This window comes from Dyella choica (genome assembly GCF_003977665.1).
Taxonomy (GTDB): domain Bacteria; phylum Pseudomonadota; class Gammaproteobacteria; order Xanthomonadales; family Rhodanobacteraceae; genus Dyella_B; species Dyella_B choica.
On the sequence record NZ_RYYV01000003.1, the window covers coordinates 282966 to 301145 of the forward strand.

The 18180-nt window shown below is 62.6% G+C and carries 16 protein-coding genes; 7 read left to right on the plus strand and 9 right to left on the minus strand.

Annotation, left to right across the window (positions count from 1 at the left end):
- Positions 1-14 precede the first annotated feature (14 nt).
- Complete coding sequence (locus EKH80_RS05695) at positions 15-1385, plus strand: formimidoylglutamate deiminase (RefSeq protein WP_126683759.1); 1371 nt, start codon at positions 15-17, stop codon at positions 1383-1385.
- Between the two features lie 215 nt (positions 1386-1600).
- On the opposite strand, the gene EKH80_RS05700 is transcribed toward EKH80_RS05695, so the two are convergent.
- The gene (locus tag EKH80_RS05700; RefSeq protein ID WP_126683760.1) at positions 1601-1993 is read right to left on the minus strand and encodes an STAS domain-containing protein; all 393 of its coding nucleotides are present in this window, start codon (positions 1991-1993) and stop codon (positions 1601-1603) included.
- Complete coding sequence (locus EKH80_RS05705; protein ID WP_126683761.1) at positions 1983-4316, minus strand: SpoIIE family protein phosphatase; 2334 nt, start codon at positions 4314-4316, stop codon at positions 1983-1985. The genes EKH80_RS05700 and EKH80_RS05705 overlap by 11 nt, the downstream gene beginning before the upstream one ends.
- 371 nt (positions 4317-4687) lie before the next feature.
- Here EKH80_RS05705 and EKH80_RS23760 point away from each other — a divergent pair, with 371 nt between their 5' ends.
- On the plus strand, positions 4688-4852 hold the full coding sequence (locus EKH80_RS23760; RefSeq protein ID WP_158628760.1) for a hypothetical protein: 165 nt from the start codon (positions 4688-4690) through the stop codon (positions 4850-4852).
- On the opposite strand, the gene EKH80_RS05710 is transcribed toward EKH80_RS23760, so the two are convergent.
- Entirely contained in the window at positions 4849-5787 is a 939-nt protein-coding gene (locus tag EKH80_RS05710) for a LysR family transcriptional regulator (protein ID WP_126683762.1), read from the minus strand. The genes EKH80_RS23760 and EKH80_RS05710 overlap by 4 nt on opposite strands.
- A 113-nt stretch (positions 5788-5900) precedes the next feature.
- Between EKH80_RS05710 and EKH80_RS05715 the strand changes: the two genes are divergently transcribed.
- The 3 genes from EKH80_RS05715 (at position 5901) to EKH80_RS05725 (ending at position 9323) form a co-directional block, all read left to right on the plus strand.
- The gene (locus EKH80_RS05715; protein ID WP_126683763.1) at positions 5901-7016 is read left to right on the plus strand and encodes an aldo/keto reductase; all 1116 of its coding nucleotides are present in this window, start codon (positions 5901-5903) and stop codon (positions 7014-7016) included.
- A 65-nt stretch (positions 7017-7081) separates the two neighbouring features.
- Positions 7082-7912, plus strand: coding sequence for an alpha/beta fold hydrolase (locus tag EKH80_RS05720; protein WP_126683764.1), 831 nt, complete (start codon positions 7082-7084; stop codon positions 7910-7912).
- Positions 7913-8063: 151 nt separating this feature from the next.
- The gene (locus EKH80_RS05725; protein ID WP_126683765.1) at positions 8064-9323 is read left to right on the plus strand and encodes an MFS transporter; all 1260 of its coding nucleotides are present in this window, start codon (positions 8064-8066) and stop codon (positions 9321-9323) included.
- Positions 9324-9463: 140 nt separating this feature from the next.
- On the opposite strand, the gene EKH80_RS05730 is transcribed toward EKH80_RS05725, so the two are convergent.
- Positions 9464-10366 carry a LysR family transcriptional regulator gene (locus EKH80_RS05730; protein WP_126683766.1) on the minus strand — a complete coding sequence of 301 codons (903 nt, stop codon included), beginning with the start codon at positions 10364-10366 and terminating at the stop codon, positions 9464-9466.
- A 127-nt stretch (positions 10367-10493) separates the two neighbouring features.
- The gene (locus EKH80_RS05735; protein WP_126683767.1) at positions 10494-11783 is read right to left on the minus strand and encodes an alkaline phosphatase family protein; all 1290 of its coding nucleotides are present in this window, start codon (positions 11781-11783) and stop codon (positions 10494-10496) included.
- A 186-nt stretch (positions 11784-11969) separates the two neighbouring features.
- Here EKH80_RS05735 and EKH80_RS05740 point away from each other — a divergent pair, with 186 nt between their 5' ends.
- Positions 11970-12446, plus strand: a complete 477-nt coding sequence (locus tag EKH80_RS05740; protein ID WP_126683768.1) for a nuclear transport factor 2 family protein — start codon at positions 11970-11972, stop codon at positions 12444-12446.
- 94 nt (positions 12447-12540) lie between these two features.
- Here EKH80_RS05740 and EKH80_RS05745 read toward each other — a convergent pair whose 3' ends face one another.
- From EKH80_RS05745 to EKH80_RS05760, 4 genes are read right to left on the minus strand one after another with little or no spacing between them, the layout of a single operon-like run.
- Positions 12541-13785: a TIGR03862 family flavoprotein gene (locus EKH80_RS05745; RefSeq protein ID WP_126683769.1), complete on the minus strand. Its 1245-nt coding sequence runs from the start codon at positions 13783-13785 to the stop codon at positions 12541-12543.
- Between the two features lie 39 nt (positions 13786-13824).
- Positions 13825-14340 carry a cupin domain-containing protein gene (locus tag EKH80_RS05750; RefSeq protein WP_126683770.1) on the minus strand — a complete coding sequence of 172 codons (516 nt, stop codon included), beginning with the start codon at positions 14338-14340 and terminating at the stop codon, positions 13825-13827.
- Positions 14337-14855 carry a methylated-DNA--[protein]-cysteine S-methyltransferase gene (locus tag EKH80_RS05755; protein WP_126683771.1) on the minus strand — a complete coding sequence of 173 codons (519 nt, stop codon included), beginning with the start codon at positions 14853-14855 and terminating at the stop codon, positions 14337-14339. The genes EKH80_RS05750 and EKH80_RS05755 overlap by 4 nt, the downstream gene beginning before the upstream one ends.
- Entirely contained in the window at positions 14852-16366 is a 1515-nt protein-coding gene (locus EKH80_RS05760; protein ID WP_126683772.1) for a DNA-3-methyladenine glycosylase 2 family protein, read from the minus strand. Before EKH80_RS05760 ends, EKH80_RS05755 begins: the two co-directional genes overlap by 4 nt.
- Positions 16367-16548: 182 nt before the next feature.
- On the opposite strand from EKH80_RS05760, the gene EKH80_RS05765 reads away from it, so the two are divergent.
- Positions 16549-18147: a DUF4034 domain-containing protein gene (locus EKH80_RS05765; RefSeq protein WP_126683773.1), complete on the plus strand. Its 1599-nt coding sequence runs from the start codon at positions 16549-16551 to the stop codon at positions 18145-18147.
- The last annotated feature ends 33 nt before the right edge of the window (positions 18148-18180 follow it).

The window sequence follows — 18180 nt, forward strand, 5'->3', positions numbered from 1 at the left end:
TACGGAGATTATTCATGAGTGAAACGGCAGCGGTCTACCAGTTCAGTGCGGCGCATGCTTGGGCTGACGCGCAGTGGCGCAGCGATGCCAGCTTCGGCGTGGACAGCCACGGCGGTATTTGTGCCGCTGCCGGCGATGTCCCCACCTACCTCGATGGCTGGGTCTTGCCCGGCATGCCGAACCTGCACTCGCATGCCTTTCAGCGCGCCATGGCGGGCCTCGCCGAACGCCGCGGCCCGGGCGACGATTCCTTCTGGACCTGGCGCGAAACCATGTACAGCTTCGCCGAGCGCATCGACCCGGACAGCTTGCAGGCCATTGCCGCGCAGCTGTACGTGGAAATGCTCAAGGCCGGCTATACGCAGGTCTGCGAATTTCACTACTTGCATCACCAGCCCGACGGCGTGCCCTATGCGCAGCCGGAGGCCATGTCGCTGGCGCTGATCGAAGCTGCGCGCGAAGCGGGCATCGCACTCACTTTGCTACCCGTGCTGTACATGAGCGGTGGTTTCGATGGCCGTGCGCTGTCGCAACGCCAGCGGCGCTTCGGCAACAACGTGGACGGCTATCTGCAGCTGCTCGCCAACCTGCGCAAACATGAAAGCCGTGACGTGCGCGTGGGCGTTGCCCTGCATTCGCTGCGCGCCATTCCCGAAAGCGCATGGCGCAGTGTGGTTGAACAGGATGCGCTGAAAACCGGCCCGGTCCATATCCACATCGCCGAGCAGATCGGCGAGGTGCAGGATTGCCTGGCCACGCGCGGTGCCCGTCCGGTGGAGTGGCTGTTCGAGCATGCGCCGGTCGACAGCCGCTGGTGCCTGGTGCATGCCACGCATCTTACCGAACAGGAAACGGCGCAGCTTGCGCGCAGCGGGGCGATTGCCGGCCTGTGCCCAACCACCGAAGCCAATCTCGGCGACGGCCTGTTTCCGCTTGCGCGCTATCTGGATGCGGGCGGCACGCTCGGCGTGGGTTCCGACTCGCATATCTCGGTATCGCCGATCGAAGAACTGCGCTGGCTCGAATACGGCCAGCGCCTCAGTACACGCCACCGTAACGTTGCTGCACGCCATGCCGGCGATAGCGTGGGCGAAACCTTGTGGCGGGCAGCCTTGAAAGGCGGAGCGCAAGCGGCGGATATGCCGATCGCTGCACTGGAAGTGGGCAAGCGAGCGGATTTCATCGTGCTGGATCCGGAAGCGCCCTCGCTGGCTGCGCGTGACAGTCGTTCGGTGATGGACAGTTTGCTGTTTGCTGGCAACAGGTCGCCGGTACGCCACGTGATGGCGGGCGGTAAATGGGTGGTGCGTGACTTCGTGCATCGCGATGAAACACGCATTGCCGCGCGTTATCGCGCCGCTGTCATGCGCCTGGCCGGCGCGTAGGTTTGCAATGTCCAGCAGGTTTGCAGCCGGAGCCGGATCATCGGAAGGCTGCTGCCCGCTACCTTGGGTGGCGGCCTCCGGCTGCAAGCCTGCTGGACATCTGTGGGCATTGTGGTGGAAGCGGCATGTAAAGCGAGTAAAGAGCGCACGCGCCGGCGTAGAAAATGCGTAATTTCGGTGTGATGCCGCAGCGAAGGGGATGACCGTGTCCCCGTTTACTCCAGTTCCCCTCCCTCGTTCACCATCTTGCGCTGAATTCGATCAAGGTAATCGTCAAGCTCGCGTACGTCCTGGAAAATCTCTTTGACCGGCACCGCCTTGACGATGTCGAACACCTTGCGAACCTGTGCCTGCGGATTCACCAGCAGGGTATGGCCGTCGCGTGCGCGCATGGCTTTCCTGGCTTTGGCGATGCTTCTGAGCCCCGCACTGCTGATGTAGTCGAGCGCGGACAGATCGAGCACCAGGGTGCTGCCCATCCCCATTTGTTCCAGCACCTTTTCCGCTTCCTTGTCGAATTCGCCAAAGCTCATCGCGTCCAGGCGTCCTTCCAGGTAAAACGTGGACCGTTGCGGGCTGAACGGATCGATGCGTAGGTTAAGTGCCATGGCCGTGCTCCGAAGGATTGGCAAAGCGCAATTGCAGATGGTTGCCGTATTCGTCGTGGGTGTAGTTCAATTCGCTGGACATCGCCCGTACCAGATGGATACCCAGGCCTCCGCCGTCATGGCGGTCGGCAAGATCCCCGGTCAGGGCGGGCTCAGCCAATTGCAGCGGGTCGAACGGAGTCCCCTCGTGGTTGAGTTCCACCAGCACCGCTTCTTCCACGATCATCAGGCGCAAGCCGATGCAGCCTTCCGGGTTGCCGGAGCAGCCGTGATGAACCATGTTCACCATCAGCTCCTCCAACACTAGGCGCACATCGGCCTGCACGCCGCTGCGTACGCCGGCGTCATGCAGTTTCCTTTCGCAGTGGTCGAGCGTGTCGAACACTTTTTCCAGCGTGGCGGGAAAGACCAGGTCGAGCATCGACGTTCCGTCCTCCAGTCCGACGTGATTCCAGCGTAATGCAAGCAAGGCGATATCGTCGCTCTGGCCGTGGCCCGCCGCATAGCTCTGGACATCTTCGGCCAGGAATCGGGTCGGGTCGCCGTGCCGACTTTCGTCGCCGGCCTGGTGGAACTGGTCCAGCCTGGCCAGCAGCCTTTCGCCGCCGTAATGCTCCAGCGCCTCATTGGCGGCTTCGGTCACGCCATCGGTATACACCAACAAAGTGTCGCCCGCGCGCAGGCGCATGCGCATCACGGGAAACGAGGCGTCCTCGTCCAATCCCAGCGCAGGACCGGAGGCAACGGGCAACCAACGCGCTGCATGATTGCCCCACAGCACCGGCGGATCGTGGCCAGCGCTGGCCAGCGTCAGGTGGCCGGTCGCCACATCCAGAAAACCGCACAGCAAGGTCACGAACATGCAGTTGTCGTTGTTCCGGCACAGCTCCTGGTTGATCAGTTGCAGCAGTTGTTGCGGCGATTGGGCGCGCGACGCCATGGCTTTGGCGAGCGTAATGGTACGCGCCATGAACAGGGCGGCCGGAATGCCTTTGTCGGCGACGTCGCCCACCATGAAGCAGAACCGCTGGCTCGGCAGCATGAAATAGCTGTACAGATCGCCGCCGACGCTGTGCGCGGGCTTCAGGGCGGCGAACAGCTCGAAGTTGTGGCAGCGGGCATCCAGATAATGCGAGCCAGGAAGCAGGGCGATCTGGATCTGCTGGGCGATGTCCAATTCGCTGGCAAGGCGCGCCTGCTCGCCTGCGAAGCGCGTGAGTTCTTCCAGGTGTGCAGCCAATTCGCGCCGCATCTTGTCAAACGCATGGGTAAGGCGTCCTATTTCATCGTGATGACGCACTCGTGGCAGGGCAAAATCCAGTGCGCCGCGCGAGACCTGCTCCGCACGCTCGGCGAGTACGCCCAGCGGCGCCAGCGTACGCCGAAGGGTGACCATCACGATCAAGGCAAGGATCAGCAATGTCAGCGCGCCGACTACGAGCACGGCAACGAAAGCGTCACGCACCTGCGCGTAAATGAGTTCCTCGGGCACCGCTACACCGAACTGCCAATGCGTGCCGTTGATGGGCTGGTCGAAGATCCACACGTGCACGCCTTGCTGATCCAGCTGGTGCGCATTCGCATATTCCGCCGAGCGTGGTGCATTCAGCAGCTTGAGCAGGGCGGGATCGGCCCTTTTACCCACCCGTTCCACCGTATCGTTGGCCAGGTACAGGCCCTGTTGATCGATCACGAAGGCATGCGTGCCGGCCGGCAGATGCATCGACAGCAAAATGCCCTGCAGCCAATCAAGTGCGACGTCCGCATTCACTACGCCGATGACTTTGCCATCGACCTGCATGGACGACGAATAGCTGACCAGCAGGCGCTGCCTTGATTGCGATCGGAAGACCTCATGCCAGCATCCTCGGCTGCAAGTCAGCCCGAACTGGAACCATGTGGCGTTCCAGTACGGCTGCGTGTCCTTGAACAAGTCGCGCTGGCTCAGGCTTGCATCGCTGCTCCTGCCCACGAAAGGCGATTGCCCGGCTTCACGCGCGGCGGGACTGCCGGGCACGAAGGCGGCGGCCAGTCCCGCAAGATCCGTATTTCCCGCCATGGCGTCGTGGATCAGCGGCGCGGCATCCAGCGGGCGTGGGCCAATGATGGCAGCCAGCACCCGGGCCGTGTTGGTGATGTTGTCCAGCCGCTCCTGCACCAGGCTGCTGCCCTGGCTGGCCCAGGCGCCCGATTCCCGCTGGGCCTGTTGCAGCACTTGCTGGCCCACCATGCGAAACAGCAGGTACCCGCTCGCAACGAAGACGAGCGTCGCGCTGCCCAGCAGCCACAGGGCCAATCTCCACGCAAGACTGCGCAACGCCATGGCTCCCCCGCCTATCGACACCGCTGGTTATAGCGGATTGGACGATGACGTTGCTGCGAAGGAGTGCGCAGCCTGGGATGGTCTGAAAAAGTCCGTCATGGACTTTTTCAGACGCGCTCAAGTCCGGTACATGCCCGGACTTAAGCTACGCCAGATCAGGCACTTGCGTGCCTGATCTGCGGCGGGCCATCCCTGGCCCGCGGAAACTCTGAACTTATTCAGCGTTTCCCTTGCCTTACCGGCAACGCCAAGGCGCCAAGTTGCGCCGCTGCCTGAACCCTCGGCATCAGTTCAGCTTGGTGCCGTCATCGCAAAGATTTTCCCCGGCGTTTCTCGCAGGGAGTTGCCACCACTTAACAGGGAGAACCATCATGCTTCGCTCCTTTCCCAAGTTGCTGATTGCGCTGGCCGTATTGGGCGGTGTCCTGGCGCAGACCGGCTGCGTCGTGGTCGAGCCGCGTCCGGCTCGCGTTTGGGTACCCGGCTATTGGTCACCGGCGCATGTGTGGGTGGGCGGTTATTATCGCTATCGCTAAGAACGTGGATGCACAGGATGGGGCGCATCGCGCGCGCCCCATTCGCGAATGAAGTCGATGAAGACACGCAGTTTGGGCGGGACCTGGAAACGGCTCGGGTAATACAGGTAGAAGCCGTCGAAAGGCGGCAGCCAGGGATCGAGCACGCTTTCCAGCCGCCCTGCATCGAGGGCGGCGCGCGCGGAGATGTCCAATACGCAGGCCAGGCCGATGCCATCCTCCGCAGCGCGTAGCGCAAGCGGTACGTCGTTCACGGTGAGGCTCCCGTCCACGGCTATCTCGTACCAGCGGCCCTTCTGCGGGCCGCTGCGATGCGCGAATTCCCAGCGATAAATGGCGCCGCTGCTGTCGAGGCGATGCTTGATGCAGTTGTGATGCTGCAGCTCCTTCGGCTCCTTGGGGTGGCCACGGCGCTCGAAGTACGCCGGCGCTCCCACCACCACCGAACGCATCGGTCCGCCGATGGGAACGGCCACCATGTCGCGCTGCAGGCGTTCACCCAGCCGGATGCCCGCATCCAGGCCTTCGGCCACCAGATCGGTGAGGTTGTTTTCCACGCGTATGTCCAGCTGCACGTCCGGCCAGCGCGCCATGAATTCGCCAAGCAGGGGCTCGATCACGCTTTGAGCCGCCACCTTCGGCACGGTGAGCCGCAAGCTGCCGCGCGGACGGTCGCCATGCTGGCGGACAGCATCCAGCGCCAGGTCCAGCTCGCTGAGTGCAGGAGCAATGCGCTGCAGCATCTCGTGCCCTGCCTCGGTAAGGCCTACGCGCCGTGTGGTGCGTTGGAGCAGGCGCGTGCCGAGCTGGTGTTCCAACTGCTGCATGGTCTGGCTGAGCGCCGAAGGCGTCACCTCCAGCTCCGCAGCTGCGCGGGTAAAGCTGCCGTACTCGGCGATCGCAAGGAAGGCGCGCAGGGCATGATGATCACGCATGGCCGGATCCATTTATTAGATGTTCTAAATAATGCATCAAGTCACCGGTGGTTTTTCAATATGATCGTCTGGCGCAGACTGCACCCCGTCGTTACCCACTACGGAGTTCAGCCATGTCGCTCGATCAGTACTACACGCTTGGACGTTCCGGCCTGCGCGTCAGCCGCCTCGCCCTAGGTGCCATGACCTTCGGTGAAAACTGGGGCTGGGGCACGGCGGAGCAGACCGCCCGCGCCATGTTCGACCGCTATCTGGAGGCTGGCGGCAACTTCATCGATACCGCCGACATGTACACCGAAGGCAGCAGCGAAAGCATGCTGGGCAAGTTCATCGAGGAGAGCGGCACGCGCGATCGCGTGGTGCTGGCCACCAAGTTCAGCTACAACGCGCAGCCCGGCAATCCCAATGCCGGCGGCAATGGCCGCAAGAACATCATGCGCGCGGTGGAGGGCTCGTTGCGCCGCCTGCGCACCGACTACATCGACCTGTATCTGCTGCACACCTGGGACCGGCTTACGCCGGCGGAAGAGGTGGTGCGCACCTTGGACGACCTGGTGCGCGCCGGCAAGATCCGCTATGCAGGGCTGTCCGACATTCCGGCATGGTATGCGGCCCGCGCGCAGACCTTTGCCGAAGCGCATGCGCTGACCCCGTTGGTGAACATGCAGCTGGAATATTCGTTGGCCGAGCGCCACATCGAGCATGAATACATCGCGATGGCGCAAAATCTCGGCCTCGGCATCACCGCCTGGAGCCCGCTCGCCATGGGCATGCTGTCGGGCAAGTACAAGCCCAGCCAGCAAGGCGGCGAGGGCGACGGAAGGCTTGCCAAAGTTAGCGGAGCACCCGGCTTCGAGCGCTTCACCGAGCGCAACTGGAAGATCGTCGCTGAGCTGGAAAAAGTGGCGCAGGAGGCTGGCCAAAGCATGGCGGCCGTGGCCTTGAATTGGGTGGCCACCCAGCCGGGCATCGCTTCGGTGATCATCGGCGCGACCAAGCTCGAACAGCTCGACGCCAACCTCGCGGCGCTTTCCTTCGAGCTGCCGGCCGAATCGCGCTCGCGGCTGGATGCGGTCAGTGCTCCGGAACGGCCGTTCCCTTACTACATGTTCACCGACATCCAACAGACGCGGATACACGGCGGTGTGGCGGTGGGCGACAAGCCCGCAGGGTATGCGCCGCCGCTGTTCGTGCCGAAGGTGGAAGCGCGGAAGATTGCGGTGGACTGAGCTCGATTTCCGGTTCCCTCTTTCCTGCCGGGAAGAGGGAACCAAGACGCACAGGACAAGACTCCATGACCCACACGACATCCCACTGGATCGACGTGCCCCGCGCCAACCTCTACGCCGAACAGGCCGGCGAGGGTGATTCCATCACCATGCTGCACGGTTTTCTGGTCGACCGTGGCCAATGGGATCATGAATTCACCACGCTGGCCCGTACCCATCATGTGCTGCGCTACGACGCGCGCGGCTTCGGCCGATCCACCATCGAGCCTGGCAGCTACGCCCATCACGAAGACCTGGCCGCCATACTGAATGCCTGCGGCGTGCAACGCACCACGTTGCTCGCCTGTTCGGGCGGTGCGGCAACGGCCCTGGATTTCGTGCTGGCGCATCCGCAACGCGTCAGCTCGCTGATCCTCATCGGCCCTGGTTACTGGGGTCACTTCGCCGATAGCACGCCGGCTGCGCGTGCCTTTCTGCAGGCGCTTCGCACCTTGGACGTCAGCGGTCTGATCGATAGCTCCTTGCGGGCCTTCACCGATGGCCCGCGTCGCGCGTGGAACGAAGTGGATCCCAGCGCGCGCCGGCATACCGAGTTGATGACCGCGCAACTGTTCAAACGCGAAACCAGTTACTGGACACGTGCGGCGCAGGACCAGCGCACGCCGAACCCCAGTGCACTCGAACGCCTGCGCGAGATCGACGTGCCGGCCGTGCTGATCGTCGGCGCCGAGGACCAGATCGAAGTGCACCGGCTGGCGCGGGAATTGACTGAAGGCTTGCCGCACGCGCGCATGTTCGTAGTGCATGGCGCCGGCCATCACGCCAATCTGGAAGCGCCTGCCGAGGTGCTCGGTATCGTGCGCAACGCCTTGTCGGTGGCGGCAGAGGCGGATTGATACGTATCGGCTATCGAGCCGGACTCATGGCGTTATCGACCATCGGCAGGGGGCGCCTTATGCTTGCGCCATCCTAATTGTCCGAGAGAGCCGCGGCGCCGTTCCGGCTTAGCGGCTCGTCAAGGCATGTCCCTGGGGTTTCGCCATCCATATGCCATCGAGCGCATCCTTCAACACCGACGAACTGATCCGCCACGGTACTTCGGCCTTCAAGCGCACCAACCTGGCCTTGTTTGCCGCAGGTTTGGCCACCTTCGGCCTGCTGTATTGCGTGCAGCCGCTGATGCCGCAATTCAGCCGGCACTACGGCGTCAGCGCAGCAACCAGCGCGCTGTCGCTGTCGTTGACTACCGGAGTGTTGGCCGTCGCAATGCTGTTTGCGGGCGGTGTTTCCGATGCGTGGGGGCGCAAGGCGGTAATGGTGGCGTCCCTGTTGTCGTCGGCCTTGCTAGTGCTGCTTTGTGCGTTGATGCCCAACTGGCATGCGCTGCTTACGCTGCGAACATTGCTTGGTATCACGCTCAGCGGCTTGCCCGCCGTAGCCATGACCTATCTGAGCGAAGAAATGCACGCCGAATCGATCGGCTTGGGGATGGGGCTGTACATCAGCGGCAGCGCAGTGGGAGGCATGAGCGGACGGCTGATCGCCGGCGTAGTCACCGACTTTGCCGGCTGGCGCGCCGGTGTCGGCGTGGTGGGTTTTATTGGCCTGGTCTCAGGCCTGGTGTTCTGGAAAGCCTTGCCGCCGTCGCGTCATTTTCATCCGCAGGCCTTGCAGTGGCGCGCCCTGTTCGCGCGCTTTGCCGGCATGTTTCGCGACCCGGGCCTGCCGTGGCTGTTCATGGAGGGCTTTCTGCTTTTGGGCGCCTTCGTTACGGTCTACAACTACCTGGGCTATCGCCTGCTGGCGCCGCCGTTCAACCTCAGCCAGACGGCGGTCGGCCTGATCTTCGGCATCTATCTGGTCGGCACCTTCAGCTCGGCCTGGATGGGCCACCTGGCAGGCAGGCTGGGGCGGCGCAAGCTGCTTTGGACTGCCTTTGCGCTGATGCTCCTGGGCGTGGTTTGCACGATGACCGCTTCGCTAGGGCTGATCATCTTCGGTATCGCGGCCATCACCTTCGGCTTCTTCGGCGGCCATTCCATTGTCAGCAGTTGGGTCGGGCGACGTGGCGGCGCAGCGAAAGCACAGGCCTCGTCGATGTACCTTTTCAGCTACTACATGGGTTCTAGCGTGGCGGGCTGGAGCGGCGGGCTGTTCTATGCGGCCCATCATTGGCAAGGCGTCGCATGGTTTGTCGGTGCCATGGTGCTGGCCGGATTGCTGATCGCACTGTGCTTGTATCGCCTGCCGCCCTTGCCGCAGCTCGTCACTCCGCCAACGCCCATGAGCAAGGGCGCCATGCCGTGAGCTTAAGCATTGCGTAGGCTGGGATGCAAATCCCAGCTTTGCGCCGGTGCAGGCATGGCAATGCTGGGTTTCGCAACCCAGCCTACGATTGCCATCCCAGCCTACGCACAGCCCGATGCGCGCAAAAAATCAGAGCATCCCTAGCCTTTGACCACCGTCAGCAGCTGCACGAAGCGTGGCACCAAGGGCGAACGTTCGTCTTCGCGATAGGCCACGTGGATTTCCGACATGGCATTGGCTTCCGCGAGCGGCACGTAGCGGACGCCTTCCACGTGGAAGTGGTCGCAGGACTGCGGCAGGATCGTCACGCCGAAGCCGGCGGCTACCAGCCCGATGATCGTGGACGCTTCTCGCGCCTCCTGCGAAATGCGCGGTGCAAATCCTGCCTCACGGCACAAGGTCATGACGTGTTCGTGCACGCCCGCTCCCGCGTTGCGGGCGAACACCACGAACGGCTCGTGCGCCAGCGCCTTGACTGAAAGTTTGCCGCGTGCGCCGACACGTTTGAGCACAGGGTGGTCAGAGCGCATCACCGCAACCAGCGGATCGCGAAACAGGCGCTTGGAAACCAGGGCTGTCGGCAACGTGCCCGGGCGCAGAATGCCGACCTGCAAACGGCGTTCTAGCAGGGCATCGACCTGCTGCAGCGAATTCATTTCCTCCAACTGCAGATGCACAGCCGGAAAGCGTTGGCGGAATGCGAAGATGGCGCCGGGTATATGCTGCGAAAGCGGGGTCGTGCGCGTAAAGCCGATGCGCAGCTCACCCAGCTCACCGCGTTGCGCGCGCCGGGCCAGATCCACGGCGCGATCGGTGTGCGCCAGGATTTCGCGGGCCTCCTGCAGAAACACGCGCCCCGGCTCGGTCAGTGCCACGCGCCGGTTGGTGCGCGTGAGCAGGCGGGCGCCGACGGCGTCTTCCAGCTGGCGGATCTGCTGGCTCAGCGGCGGTTGCGACATGCCCAGCCGTTCGGCCGCCTTGCCGAAATGCAAGGTATCGGCGACGGCCACGAAGTAGCGCAGGTGGCGGAGTTCGATGTTCATGCCGGCTACTTTCGCGGCACGGGGCGCGATGCTCAAGTGCTTTGCGCTCTTCCCCGCGCCGAGAATGGCTCCCTCCCCTACGTGTCGTAGAGCCTGCCCCGGACTTGATTGGGGGCAGGGGGCGGATTCATTGCACCGACGCCGCAGCCTCCGGCTTCAGCATCCCTCGTACATCCTCAAACTTGCCATCGCCGAACTTCGGCGTGAGGCCGAGCAGATGCGCCATCAACGGATACACATCCACGTTCGGGAAGTTGGGGAAGCGAATGCCGCTCTGAAACGCCGGGCCGTGTGCCACGAATAGCGCCTGCATCAGCGGATCGGCATTGTCATAGCCGTGTGCGCCCTGTTTCAGGTCGTCTCGGTGCTTGGCGAGGTACTCGCTGGTGGTGATGCGCCAGCCGACATCGGCCAGGCACACCAGCTGTGGCACGCGCGTATTGCTGCCGTAGTTCAGGCGCTTGGGAATGCGGGACTTGTCCCAGCAGTGCATGTGCTGCTGGGGCTGCTCCAGTTGCTGTTCGATGGCGTTGAAATCGTGTTTGCGCTTGGGATTGAAGCCGGCGACTTCGTCCAGGGTCACCACTTCCACGTCTTTCAGATCTATCAGCTTGTCGATCAGGATGTTGTGGTCCGGCGGTACGCTGGCCATGCCGTGATCGGCGAGAACGATGATGTTGATCTTGTCGTAGAGCCCGCGCTGGCGTAGTCCGTCGACCATGCGTCCGATCGCGGCATCGGTATCGCGCAGGGCCTGGTTCAGTTCCGCTGAATCGGGACCGTACTTATGCCCTGCCTTGTCGACCGCTTCGAAATACAGCGTGACGAAGCTTGGGCGCTGATCGGCCGGCATGTCCAGCCATGCCAGCACCTGGTCGACCCGCTGATCCGCAGTCACCTTGCTGTCATAGCGTTTCCAGATATCCGGGTGCTTGCCCTGGATGTCCGCGTCCGAGCCTGGCCAGAACATGGTGGCCGTATGCAGGCCATTTGCATCGGCGGTAACCCATAGTGGCGTGCCTTCGTCCCACCATAAGCCGTTGCTTTCGGCGTTCTTGTCGTCATGCGTGAACTTGCCCAGGACAGGATCGACCATGGTGTTGTCGACGATGCCGTTATGGTCCGGCACCAATCCAGTCACGATGGCGTAGTGATTGGGAAAGGTCAGCGACGGGAACGAAGGTTGCATGGAATCGGCGTGCACGCCGCTGGCGGCCATTGCCTGAAGGTTCGGAGTGATTCCGCGGTTGATGTAGTCGGCCCTGAAGGCGTCGATCGAGATAAGCAGCAGCGGAGTGGTAGCTGCAGCCTTGGCCTGTTGCGCCTTGGTTTCCGGCCCTACCGAAGGATGGGTCGCGCAGCCGGCGAAGCCCAAGGCCAGGAACGAACAAAGCAGAAGGCGAGACAAGCCTTTCATGGTGCGAAATCCGTTGGTCGATCGACAACTGCCAATGATGACGCAGTTGTGTGACTAATTCAGCATGCTCCATGGCGCAAGGCTCAATCGTCGTGTTTGCCCGCAAGTTCTTGGCCAAGCCGGTAGGACAGGCTGGGCTACAATCCACGCTGCTCGCGCTGCTTTACCTGTCCTGGAGCTGCAACCATGCTCGAGATCGAACAACGCCCGCCCTTACCGCCGTTTACCCGCGAAACCGCGATCCAAAAAGTCCGCCTTGCCGAGGATGCCTGGAACACGCGCGATCCAAACCGCGTGGCGCTTGCGTATACACCCGATAGCCGCTGGCGCAACCGTGCGGAATTCCTGCAGGGGCGCGATTCGATCGTCGCTTTCCTCACGCGCAAATGGGCGCGTGAGCTGGACTACCGCCTGATCAAAGAGCTATGGGCCTTCGAAGGCCATCGCATCGCCGTACGTTTTGCCTATGAATGGCATGACGATTCCGGCAACTGGTTCCGTTCGTATGGCAACGAGAACTGGTTGTTCGACGAAAACGGCTTGATGGCCGAGCGGCATGCCAGTATCAACGACCTGCCGATCAGCGAGGCGCAGCGCCAATACCGTTGGCCGCAAGGGCGTCGGCCAGATGATCATGCGGGGCTGGGTGAACTCGGGTTGTAACCAGGCTAGCCGGCGCGAGGGCTAGGATGGTAATCCCAGCAGCGCGCCGCTTCGTGCATGCCAATGCAGGGTTTAGCAACCCAGCCTACGATTGTCATTCCAGCCTGCGTTTTAGCCACGCCGCTGCGCCTAGCCCCGCCCGATACCCGCTTGCGAAACACGCCGTCAACAAATAGCCGCCGGTCGGCGCTTCCCAATCCAGCATCTCCCCCGCGCAAAACACGCCGGGCAGGGCGGTCAGCATCAGCGAATCATGCAAAGCTTCCAGCCGCACACCGCCGGCGCTGCTGATGGCCTCGGCCATCGGGCGCGGCCGTTGCAGGCGCAAGGGCAGGCACTTGATGGCATGGGCCAGGACATCCGGATCATGGCGTTGAGCCGAATCCAGCACTTCATGCAGCAAAGCCGTTTTCACGCCGGCCAAGCCGGCCTGACGCCGCAAATGCTCGCTTAGCGTGCGGCTTCCACGCGGTTTGGCCAGGTCATGGCGCAATCGATCCAGTGTGCGGTCCGGCGCCAGGTCCAGTTCCAGCACGGCATGGCCTTGGCGGGCGATGGCGTCACGCAGGCTCGCCGATAGCGCGTAGATCAGGCTGCCCTCGATGCCGGTCTGCGTGATCACGCATTCGCCCTGCAGCATTGGCGTGCGTCCGCAGGCATCGTGCAAGCGTGCGGCAACAGGTTTCAGCGGTGCGCCGGCATGGTGCGAGGATAAAAAGGTGCTCCAGTCGATATCGAAGCCGCAATTGGCGGGTTGCAATGGCGCAACGTCGACACCGCGTTCTGCCAGAAGTGTCTGCCAAGCGCCATCCGAACCCAGTTGCGGCCAGCTGCCGCCACCCAACGCCAAAACCGCAGCACCCGCATGCACGAAGCACTCACCCTCCGCAGTAGCGAAGCGCCAGGCGCCATCGTCACGCCAACCAAGCCAGCGATGGTGCACGTGAAAACGCACGCCGCTTTCGCGCAGCCGATGCACCCATCCACGCAATAGCGGTGCAGCCTTCAAATCGCTGGGAAACACTCGTCCCGAACTGCCCACGAAAGTTGCCACGCCCAAGCCGTGGGCCCAGTCCCGCAGGGCCTCGGCATCGAAGTCATCCAACCATGCGCCCACCTCCCTGGCTCGTTGGCCGTAGCGTTGGTCGAAGGCCGGGCGCGGCTCACCGTGGGTGAGGTTCATGCCGCCTTTGCCGGCGATCAGGAATTTGCGCCCGACCGAACCCTTGGCTTCGTACAGATCGACCTCGATGCCTTGCGCGCGCGCCGTTTCGGCAGCCATAAGCCCGGCAGGGCCGCCGCCGATAATGATCAGATTGGATGGGCGCGAAGATGGCATGCACGGGTAGGGTGTTGGGGATCGTGCATTGTAAAAGAGCTAGCTGCTTTTTCCCCGCGGCGCCAAGCGTCGAATTAGGGGCTCATGCCGTGGATAACGGCTCAGCAGCGCCGGCGTATCCGCCAGCTCGAAAGTCGCGAACTCAAAGCCCGGCGCCACTGTGCATCCCATCAGCGAGTACCCCTGCATGCCCTCGCGCTCCGCCGCAAACCAGCAGCCTGCGGGCACTACGAACTGAAACACCGCACCAGGTTCATGCAGCATGTCGCCAAGCCGCTGCACCTTCCATTCGCCGCGCTCGTCCAGCATATGGATCAACAGCGGATCGCCGGCGTAGAAATGCCACATCTCGTCCGAGTCAATGCGATGCCAGGCGGAGTAGGCCTGGCCGTGCAAGAGGTAATAGATGCCGGTCGAGGCGTGGCGCCGTGTGTGGTCAGTCCGTGTGACATGCTCATCGCACCGGTAGGTCTGCCGGTAGAAGCCGCCTTCCGGATGCGGCTGCAGACCGAGCTGTTCGATGATGTCTTCAAGCGCGGAAGTAGCGATTGTCATGCGACCCCGAACAAATCCCCATGCGCTACCTGGTCTTCCATCGCCAGCAAGAATCGCTTCGTCGGCAAGCCGCCGCCAAAACCCGTCAGGCTGCCGTTCGCCCCGATCACTCGATGGCAAGGTAACACGATAGGTAAAGGATTACGCCCATTGGCCGCTCCTACCGCACGCACAGCCTGAGGCTGCCCGATACGCTGCGCCAGTTCGCCATAGCTTAGGGTGGTGCCATACGGAATCTTGGCCAGTGCCCACCAAACCGCCAGCTGAAAGCCGGTCCCGATCGGGTGCAACGGCAGATCGAAATTCGTGCGCGTGCCGGCAAAATATTCCTCCAACTGCTTGCGCGCAAAGGCGAGCTTGGCCGGTTCGTGCTTCCATGCGGGATCGGGCTCCTTGCGATGCTTGCCGATCTCGAACCAGACTTCACGCAAGCCCTTCGCGTCAGCCACCAGTAGCAGCTTGCCGATCGGTGTGGGCAACGAGTCGTACCAGATGAAGTCGTTGGATGGGCTCATGCCGGGGCTCCCTGTCGTGGCTTGATTGGCAGCTTCGCCGGTGCACTCATGCTGCGCCATAGATGCATTACCGCATAGGCGCGCCACGGCCGCCAGGCTTCGGCCAGTTGCGTCAGTGCCTTGGTGCTGAGCGTTTCACCATCGCGCGAGGCCGCGCGCCGCAGTATCAGGTCGGCGGCGGGAAACGCATCCGGATGGCTCAGTGCACGCATCGCCATGTAATGGGCCGTCCATTCACCAATGCCGGGCAGGGCCACCCAGCGCAGGACGAACTCGTCCAGCGACTGTTCGACCCGAAAATCCACGCGCCCGTCCAGTACTGCGCGCGCGACGCCGCGAATGGTTTGCGCGCGCGCTGTGGTGATGCCCAACGCATTGAGATCCGCATCGGCCAACAGCTCCGGTGTGGGGAACAGACGTTCCAGGCCGGGAGCCACCGGCACGGGCAGCGCTACACCGTAGCGATGCACCACCCGCGAAGCGAGCGTGCGCGCAGCTGCCACGCTCACTTGCTGGCCGAGTATCGCGCGCACCGCCACCTCAAAACCATCCCAGCTGCCGGGCAAGCGCAGGCCGGGGCTTTTGCGCAACAGGGGGCGCAGATGCGCTGTGCTCTGCAAGGCCGTGGCGATGGCCTGGGGATCCGCGTCCAGATCGAACATGCGCCGAATGCGCGTCACCACCGCCAACATCTGCGCCGGTTGCGGGCAATGCAGTTGCAGGCGCAGCATGTTCTCCTGCTCCGGCCATGCGCTCAGGCGCAGCCAGCCCGGTGCTTCGGCCGGACCAAAGACTCGCGCATAACTTGCATCGTCGACCACTTCGATGCCTGGCAAGGAACGGCCGCGCAAAAAGGCCAGTACGGCGCCGAAATCATAGGGCGGGCGGTAGTTCAAGCGCAACGTCAGGCTGTCATCGCTGCCGGAATGAGGCTTGCGCCGCAGCTCGCGCGGCGCGATGCGATTGGCCTGCGCAAACGCGGCATTGAAGCGCCGCAGGCTGCCGAAACCTGAGGCAAGCGCCACATCCGTGACCGGCATGTTCGACTCGGTCAGCAGTTGCTTGGCGAACAAAAGCCGGCGCGTGGTATGCACGTCGATCGGTGGTGCACCCAGCCGCTCCACGAACAAGCGGCGCAATTGCCGCGGCCCAACGCCGACGCGCCGCGCAAGCTCATCCACCGGGTGGTCCTGCAGCAGGCCGTCGTCGATCAGCTTCAAGGCGCGCGTTACCACGTGATCGCAGCGCTGCCAGGCATCGTTGCCGGGCGCGAGTTCCGGACGGCAGCGCAGGCAGGGGCGAAACCCCGCCGCTTCCGCCGCCGCGGCCGTCGTGTAATACGCGACGTTCTCGCGCTTGGGCGAAGGCGACGCAGGGCATACCGGCCGGCAGTAGATGCGGGTGGTGCTGACTGCGATGAAAAACAGCCCGTCGAACCGCGCGTCCCGGCTCAGTCGAGCTCGCTCACAGGTTTGCGGGTCCAGGGCGGGAAAGGTGTGGGCTTCTGTCATGGAGTCAGGCTAGCACCGTTGCTGGCGGGAAACTCGCCGTTTTCGGACATCAATGCCAACGTCCAGGACGGTTAGGAGCGCTTATGCGCTGTTTGTGGGGCTGAGAATGCCCCTCTTTTTCCGCTCAACATCCCGGATATATTTGCTATATCTATTTAGAGGGAATTTACAGGGGACGTAGCATGAACTTCAGGAAGCACGGCGCATTACTTTTCGTAGTGGCGCTGCTAGGTCTTGGCGCCGCGCCGCTACAGGCGGGCCCATCAACACCTCCGGCCGCACCGTCTATGGGCGAATTCCCGGTCCACCCCTTCGCCCGGGAGATCAAGGCGTTCGTCGCCGCTGTTCGCGAGGCCGAGAAAGAAACCGATCCGCTGCGGCGTTGCCTGGCCTATCCGGATCCGCCTGGCAGCCATTGGACCCATGAGGCCGTTGTGGCGTACTGCCATTATCGCTATCAGCCAATCATTACCTTTGCCGAAGTCAAGGATTTGATCGAGCATGGTAAGGCGGCAGAGCTGGATCGGCGTATGGATGCCGCGTTGAACGCTCAATTTACGCAACCGGATGCGCGCGGAAGGCTCGACCAAAGCTTTTTGATGGATTTCGGCGACGGCTCCATGGCTACGCGGTATTTGCTCGACGCCTGGAAGCGCCAATCGCCCGATAGTGCCTTTGCGTACGCAGCCAGCGGATACGCCTATGTAAATATGGCGCATGAGCAACGCGGCGGTGCATTTGCGCCCGATACACCAGGGGAAAAATTCGATGCGATGCACCGGCTGCTGTTGCGGGCCGACGCCGACTTGCGGCGCGCGATAAGCTTGAATCCGCGTATTACCCCGGTCTACAGGGCGATGATTCATGCGGCCGGTCTTGAATTTGGCAGGGCCTATGCGCAGCAGGCGATCGATCAGGCTGCGAAGGTCGATCCTGCTAACTGGACCATCTACCGCGAAAGAATATGGCTCGCCGAGCCGCAATGGATGGGGTCGCTGGATGCCATGCAGGGGGTAGCTGATTCGGCGATGCAGCATGTGAAACAAAACCCATTGCTATGGATGGAAAAGACGGCGGTTGCGCAGTACCAGGCGAACGTAAACAACTGTGACTGCGCGCCGCCACCAGAGGCGGAGAATTTCCCTGCCGCCTTTGATGAGCTGGTGTCCATGGAGGTTTTTCAGGCCGCGGCAAAGAGGGCGCAAGAACAGAACGCAATAGCCGAGTCTGTGGTCTATCTGTCCGAGGCCATTCGATTTATGGATGCGCCGCAGTTTCCGAGTACAGCGCTGCTCCGCCAGCGGCGTGCTCCGCAGCTCGTTATCGTCGACGAGCCGCAAATGGCTCTGGACGAAGCCAACAAATTGGTTGCATCAGCACCTGGCGACGCAGGCGGCTATGCGGCGCGAGGCTTGGTATACCTCCATCGAGGCAATAATTCTCGTGCCGAGCAGGACCTCGAAACCGCGCTTACCCTGAAGTCGGACGATGATTTAGTACTAAGTACGCTCGTTTCGATTTACACCGCCAATCGCGAATGGGATAAAGCCTGGGATGTCGACAATCGCATGCTGCAAAAGAGCCCGGACAATCAGGAGGTGTGGATATTTCGGGCGATAATTCAGGAACAGCAGCCGCGTGCGGGGCTGGAGGATACCTATCGCTATTGCTTGGCTCGCTTCAGCGACGATCCTTCGATGGAGCTTCAATTCAAGCAAATGCGTGAGGCATTGGACAGGGCGTCCAAGGCCGGTACCGCGGCTCCGGTACAGGGGCGTTGAGCGGATTTGCTGGACGGCAGCGCGTTTTTTAAC